Here is a 6213-nt window from a genome sequence, read left to right as displayed (position 1 = left end):
AATTAAATATAATAAAAAAATTGTAAAATAGTAGAATACTCATCTTTGTAAAAAAGGATAAAATGCTTTTTGCAGGATAAAATAAAATATAGATATTAAGGGCATTTTTTTGTCAAAAGTTAAAAAAAATTTACTTTAGAAAATAGAAAAAATTACTTGAAAAATGGTTTTCAGTAGAGTACAATAAAATTATCTTGTGGGACACAAAATAAACGTAAGGGACATTAAAAGTCCCGGTTATTAAATCAAGAGGATGTAATAATGAAAAATTTATTAAAAATTCAGCAAAAATTGATTCCTGAAGTTATCGACATTATGACAAAGAGATATTTGATCTTAAGGGAGATATCTTTAAGTGAACCAATAGGAAGACGTGCTTTAGCAGCAAATCTTCAAAGTGGAGAGAGAATAATAAGATCAGAAACAGAGCTTTTAAAAAATCAAGGTCTTATAGATGTAAATTTAAAAGGAATGACTATTACTGAAGAAGGTAAAGAAATACTAAATGTTCTAAAAGATAGCATGAATGATGTAATGGGAATTAATTCTCTTCAAGAAGAGCTTAGACTTGCTTTAGGAATAAAAAAAGTCTTGCTAATACCTGGTAGCTATGAACAAAACAACAGCTTACTAAAAGATGTTGGAAAACGAGCTTCAAAGTATTTTTTAAGTATACTTAAAGATGATGACATAGTTTCCATTGCTGGTGGAAGTACAATGCTTGAATTTGCTAAATCAATTAAATGTGATAAAAAATTTAGCTCTACAGTAGTAGTTCCAGCAAGAGGCAGTGTTGGTCTTGATATTGAGACACAATCAAATAATGTAGTAGCGGAAGTAAGTAAGAATATAAACTCAACGTATAAGTTATTAAATATACCAGATGAGCTTTGTGAGGCATCAATAAAGACGCTTACACAAGAGCCAGAAATAAAGAAAACACTAGAATTAATACAAAATTCCAATGTGCTAGTATTTAGTATTGGCCGAGCTGATGAGATGGTAAAAAGAAGAAAATTATCAGATGAAAAAGCAAAAGAGATAATGGACAAAGAAGCTATAGGTGAAGCCTTTGGTCATTATTTTAATAAAAAAGGGGAAATTGTTTACAAGTTAAATACAGTGGGGATTGATATGGAATCTTTCAAAAATAAAAGAGAGACTATAGCTGTATTTGCGGGGAGAAAAAAGGCAGAAGCTTTTATTCCAATTTCCAAACTAAACAAGAATTTAGTTCTTGTTACAGATGAAGATAGTGCAAGAAAAATTCTTGAACTTACTGTAAATAACTAGCTTGCCTAGTAAAAAATATAATGAAAATTACACCACATAGGAGGTATATCAAATGGTTAAAGTAGCAATTAATGGATTTGGTAGAATAGGTAGATTAGCATTAAGAAAATTAATGGAGCAAACAGAAGAGTTTGAAGTTGTTGCAATAAACGACTTAACTGACGCTAAAACATTAGCTCATTTATTTAAGTATGATTCAGCTCAAGGAAGATTCAACGGTGAAATAGTTGTTGAAGATGGAGCTTTCGTAGTAAATGGACAAAGAATAAAAGTTACAGCTGAAAGAAACCCAGCTGACTTACCATGGGGAGAACTTGGAGTTGATATAGTATTAGAGTGTACTGGATTCTTTACTTCTCAAGAAAAAGCTGGTCTTCACTTAGAAGCAGGAGCTAAAAAAGTTGTTATATCTGCACCAGCAAGTGGAGATGTTAAAACAGTAGTATTCAACGTAAATCAAGATATATTAGATGGATCTGAAACAGTTATATCAGGAGCTTCTTGTACAACTAACTGTTTAGCACCAATGGCTAAAGTATTAAACGATAAATTCGGTGTAGAAAAAGGTCTTATGACTACTATACATGCTTACACTAATGACCAAAACACTTTAGATGGCCCTCATCCAAAAGGTGATTTAAGAAGAGCTAGAGCTGCTGCATCTAACATAGTTCCTAATACTACAGGAGCTGCAAAAGCTATAGGGCTTGTTATACCTGAATTAAAAGGTAAATTAGACGGAGCTGCTCAAAGAGTTCCAGTTGTAACTGGTTCATTAACTGAGTTAGTTTGTACATTAAAAGAAAATGTAACAGTAGAAGAAATAAACGCTGCTATGAAAGAAGCTGCTAACGAATCATTCGGATACACTGAAGAATACTTAGTATCTTCTGATATAATAGGAATAAGCTACGGTTCATTATTCGATGCAACTCAAACAAGAGTTATGGAAGTAGACGGAAAACAATTAGTTAAGACTGTTTCTTGGTATGACAACGAAATGTCTTACACTTCTCAATTAATAAGAACATTAGGATATTTTGCTAAATTAGCTAAATAGTATGACATAAAGTCCGGGTTTGTAGTTTTATACTACGGGCTCAGGACTTTTTTATTAGCAATTCTACTTTGATATATGACTAATATATCAATAATCATATAAAATTAAACCTTAAATTAAAAATGATATACGAAATAGGGAATAGTATAACATAATTCATATAAAATTGTGCGTATAATATATACAAAATAGTATGAAAAGATATATAATAGAGACGGAGTAATTATACTGAAAGGAGATTGTACCATGTCAATGTTAAACAAAAAGACAATCGAAGATATAAACGTAAGCGGAAAAAAAGTATTAGTAAGATGTGACTTCAATGTTCCACTACAAGATGGAAAAATAACTGATGAAAATAGATTAAATGGAGCTCTTCCTACTATAAAATATTTAATAGAAAATGGGGCTAAAGTTATACTTTGCTCACACATGGGAAAACCAAAAGGAGAACCTAAACCAGAATTATCTTTAGCACCAGTTGCTGCTAGATTATCTGAAATGTTAGGTAAAGAAGTGGTATTTGCTGCTGATGATAATGTTGTTGGGGAAAATGCAAGAGCGGCTGTAGAAAAAATGGAAAATGGTGATGTAGTATTACTACAAAACACTAGATATAGAAAAGAAGAAACTAAAAACGAAGAAAACTTCTCAAAAGAATTAGCTTCATTAGCAGAAATATTTGTAAATGATGCTTTCGGTACTGCTCATAGAGCTCACTGTTCAACAGTAGGTGCTGGAGAATTCTTATCTGAGCGAGCTTGTGGATACTTAATCCAAAAAGAATTAAAATTCTTAGGAGAAGCAGTAGCAAATCCAGTAAGACCTTTCACAGCTATACTTGGAGGATCAAAAGTATCTGACAAAATAGCAGTTATAAATCAATTATTAGAAAAAGTTGATAACATAATAATCGGTGGAGGAATGGCTTACACATTCTTAAAAGCACAAGGATACGAAATAGGAACTTCTTTATGTGAAGAAGATAAAGTTGATTACGCAAAAGAAATGTTAGAAAAAGCTAAAGAAAAAGGTGTTAACTTCTTATTACCAGTTGACTCAAGAGCAGCTTCTAAATTTGCTGCTGATGCTGAAGTTGTTGTCACAGAAGATCAAAACATACCAGCAGGTCATATGGGACTTGATATAGGACCTAAATCAGAAGCTAAATTTGTTGATGTTGTAAACAATTCAAAAACAATAGTATGGAATGGACCAATGGGAGTATTCGAATTTGAAGCTTTCGCCAAAGGTACTTTAGCAATAGCAAAAGCTATGGCTAACTTAGAAGATGCTACAACTGTAATCGGTGGTGGAGATAGTGCTGCTGCTGTTAACCAACTAGGATTCGGAGATAAAATGACTCACGTTTCAACTGGTGGTGGAGCATCACTAGAGTTCTTAGAAGGAAAAGAATTACCAGGAATAGTTGCTTTAGATAACAAATAATATTGAAGGTGGAGGAATAACCATGAGAAAACCTATTATTGCGGGAAACTGGAAAATGAATAAAACAATAGCAGAAGCTGTTGAATTTGTTAATGATATAAAGGGCAAATTAAATGATGAAAGTGTAGATGCTGTAATATGTGCACCTTTCACTATGTTAAAAGATTTAAAAGAAGCTACAAAAGGTACTAATGTAAAAATTGGTGCTCAAAATATGCATTTTGCAGACAATGGAGCATTCACAGGAGAAGTATCTCCATCAATGCTTAAAGAGTTAGATATGGACTATGTTGTAATAGGTCACTCAGAAAGAAGAGAATACTTCAATGAGACTGATGAAACTTGCAACAAAAAAGTATTAAAAGCTTTAGAAGTTGGAATAGATCCAATACTTTGCTGTGGTGAAACGTTAGAAGAAAGAGAAACTGACAAAACTAAAGATGTTGTTAAAACTCAAGTTGTTGCAGGTCTTGCTAATGTTAAAGCAGAAGATTTAGCAAAAGTAGTTATAGCTTATGAACCAATTTGGGCAATAGGAACTGGAAAAACTGCTACTGCTGAGCAGGCTAACGACGTTATATCTTACATAAGAGAAGTAATAGCTTCTTTATATGGAGAATTAGCTAATGAAGTTAGAATACAATATGGTGGAAGTGTTAAACCAGGAAATGTTGTAGAAATAATGGGACAAAGCGACATAGACGGTGCATTAGTTGGTGGAGCATCTTTACAACCAGCTGATTATATGGCACTTGTAAATTATCAAGGAGTGAAATAGTTAATGAAAAAACCAGTAGCTTTAATCATAATGGATGGATTTGGTCATACAACTAAAAAGGAAGGTAGTGCTATAGATAAAGCAAACATTCCTAATATAAAAAGACTTATAGAAGAATATCCAAATACATTAATAAATGCTAGTGGTCTTGATGTTGGACTTCCAAATGGTCAAATGGGTAACTCAGAAGTTGGTCATACTAACATAGGTGCAGGAAGAATAGTTTATCAAGATTTAACTAGAATAACAAAATCAATAGAAGATGGCGACTTCTTTAAAAATGAAGTATTATGCCAAGCTATGGAAAATGGTAAAGAAAAAGCGTTACACATCATGGGATTATTATCTGATGGTGGAGTACATTCACATATAGATCACCTAAAAGCTTTATTAAAAATGGCTAAGGAACAAGGCGTAGGGAAAGTTTACGTTCATGCATTTACTGATGGTAGAGATACAGATCCTCAAAGTGCTATCCACTATGTAAGAGAAGTAGAAGAATACATTGAAGAGATAGGATGTGGAGAATTTGCTACAGTAAGCGGTAGATACTACGCAATGGATAGAGACAAAAGATGGGAAAGAGTTGAGAAAGCTTATAATGCTATGACTTTAGGAGAAGGAGAAACTGCTTCTTCTGCTAGTGAAGCCGTAGAAAACTCATATAAATCAGGAAATAACGATGAGTTTATCATGCCAACTGTTATAACTAAAGATAATGCGCCAGTTGGAAAAATAAATGATGGAGACTCAGTTATATTCTTCAACTTTAGGCCAGATAGAGCTAGAGAAATAACTAGAGCTATAGTAAGTGATGAATTTAGTGGATTTGAAAAATCTCCAATAAAATGTTTCTTCGTATGCTTAACAGAATACGATGTAACTATACCAAACGTGCATATAGCATTTGGTCCAGCATCACTAGCTAATACTTTAGGAGAGTACTTAGCTAAGAATAACAAAACTCAATTAAGAGCTGCTGAAACAGAAAAATATGCTCACGTAACATTCTTCTTTAACGGTGGTGTGGAAGAGCCAAACGAAGGTGAAGATAGATTATTAATACCTTCACCAAAGGTTGCAACATATGACTTACAGCCAGAAATGTCTGCACCAGAACTAGTTGAAAAAGTTATGGCAAAAATAGATGAAGATAAATACGACTTTATAGTAGTTAACTTCGCAAATCCTGATATGGTTGGTCATACGGGAGTTATGGAAGCAGCAGTTAAAGCTATAGAAGCAGTAGATGATTGTGTTGGTAAATTAGTAGATAAATTAAATTCAGTAGGTGGTAGTGCTATAATAACAGCAGACCATGGTAATGCTGAGGTTATGATAGACGATGAAACTAAAAAAGTTATAACAGCACATTCAACTAACCCAGTACCACTTATATTAACAGGAGAAGAATATAAAAACTCTAAGTTAAAAAGTGGTGGTAGATTATCTGATATAGCACCAACTATATTAGATATGATGAATTTAGAAAAGCCAGAAGAAATGACTGGTCAATCATTAATAAGTAAATAGTTTTCATTCAAATGTATAATGAAAATTTATAAATATTATAATATAATAGATTAAAATTAGTCTATTAGCAAAACTATAAAACAAAAATTATAAAAAGATC

5 protein-coding genes are annotated in these 6213 nt (G+C 32.5%); all 5 read left to right on the top strand.

The features are described from left to right. The first annotated feature begins 261 nt into the window (after nucleotides 1-261). The 5 genes from NSA58_RS14180 to gpmI all read left to right on the top strand — a co-directional run bounded on the left by NSA58_RS14180 (nucleotide 262) and on the right by gpmI (nucleotide 6113). Nucleotides 262-1293 (top strand): sugar-binding transcriptional regulator, encoded by a 1032-nt coding sequence (locus tag NSA58_RS14180; protein ID WP_039679216.1) that lies wholly within the window; start codon nucleotides 262-264, stop codon nucleotides 1291-1293. A gap of 52 nt (nucleotides 1294-1345) precedes the next feature. Beyond that, a complete protein-coding gene (gene gap, locus NSA58_RS14175; protein WP_039679217.1) occupies nucleotides 1346-2353 on the top strand; it encodes a type I glyceraldehyde-3-phosphate dehydrogenase in 1008 nt (335 codons plus the stop codon). 246 nt (nucleotides 2354-2599) lie between these two features. After that, nucleotides 2600-3802 carry a phosphoglycerate kinase gene (locus NSA58_RS14170; protein ID WP_074079851.1) on the top strand — a complete coding sequence of 401 codons (1203 nt, stop codon included), beginning with the start codon at nucleotides 2600-2602 and terminating at the stop codon, nucleotides 3800-3802. Nucleotides 3803-3824: 22 nt separating this feature from the next. After that, nucleotides 3825-4580, top strand: coding sequence for a triose-phosphate isomerase (gene tpiA, locus NSA58_RS14165; protein WP_039679219.1), 756 nt, complete (start codon nucleotides 3825-3827; stop codon nucleotides 4578-4580). Nucleotides 4581-4583: 3 nt separating this feature from the next. Further along, complete coding sequence (gene gpmI / locus NSA58_RS14160) at nucleotides 4584-6113, top strand: 2,3-bisphosphoglycerate-independent phosphoglycerate mutase (RefSeq protein ID WP_074079852.1); 1530 nt, start codon at nucleotides 4584-4586, stop codon at nucleotides 6111-6113. Nucleotides 6114-6213 lie beyond the last annotated feature (100 nt).

The sequence above is a fragment of the Terrisporobacter muris genome, assembly GCF_024621905.1.
In the GTDB taxonomy this organism is placed as follows: Bacteria; Bacillota; Clostridia; order Peptostreptococcales; family Peptostreptococcaceae; genus Terrisporobacter; species Terrisporobacter muris.
This window is presented reverse-complemented; position numbering and strand designations above follow the sequence as displayed.